1 protein-coding gene is annotated in these 839 nt (G+C 65.8%); it reads left to right on the top strand.

The genetic code is table 11. The features are described 5' to 3' along the window. Positions 1-839, top strand: an 839-nt coding sequence (locus C667_RS23485; RefSeq protein ID WP_004390995.1) for an IS1634 family transposase, incomplete at both ends; no start/stop codon positions are given.

Genomic DNA, 839 nt, shown 5'->3' with positions numbered 1-839 from the left:
GGCGACGTGCGCCAGTACGGCATGGCCAAGGAAGGACTGATCGCCCGCCAGTTCATGCTCGGCGTGGTGCAGACCGCCGAGGGGCTGCCGATCTACCACGAGGTGTTCGACGGCAACACGGCCGAGACGCGTACCTTGCTGCCCACACTCTCCAAGGTGCTCGAGCGCTTCCCGTCGGTGCAGCGCCTGGTGCTGGTGGCTGACCGGGGACTGCTCAGCCTGGACAATCTGGAGGCGCTGAAGGCCGTGCGCCTGGCCAGCGGCAAGCCGCTCGAGTTCATCGTCGCGGTGCCGGGCCGGCGCTACAACGAATTCATCGACCTGCTCGAACCCTTCCACGAACAGCAGTGCGCCACCGCCACCCAGGAAGTGATCTCGGAGCAGGCCTGGAACGACCTGCGGCTGGTGGTCGCGCACGACCCGGTGACGGCCGCCACGAAGACCCAGCAGCGCAACGAACGCATCGACGCACTGATCCGCCAGGCAGACCAATGGAGCGGCAAGCTCACCGAGCAGGACGAAGGTGTGAAGCACCGGGGGCGCAAGCTCTCGGACAGCGGCGCCAAGGCGCGCCTCTACCATGCGGTCAGCGAAGCGCACCTGTCGCGCATCATCAAGGTGGATCTGGGCGAGGAGCTCTTCAGCTACCACATCGACGAGAAGGCGAAGCGTCTTGCCGAAATGATGGACGGCAAGCTGCTGCTGGTGACCAACGCCGAGGGTCTGTCCGCGCAGAGCGTGATTCAGCGCTACAAGTCGCTCGCCGACATCGAGCGCGGCTTCAAGGTGCTCAAGTCCGAGATCGAGATCGGCCCGGTGTATCACCGCCTGCCCGAGCG

This window comes from Thauera phenylacetica B4P (assembly GCF_000310225.1).
Lineage (GTDB): Bacteria > Pseudomonadota > Gammaproteobacteria > Burkholderiales > Rhodocyclaceae > Thauera > Thauera phenylacetica.
This window is presented reverse-complemented; position numbering and strand designations above follow the sequence as displayed.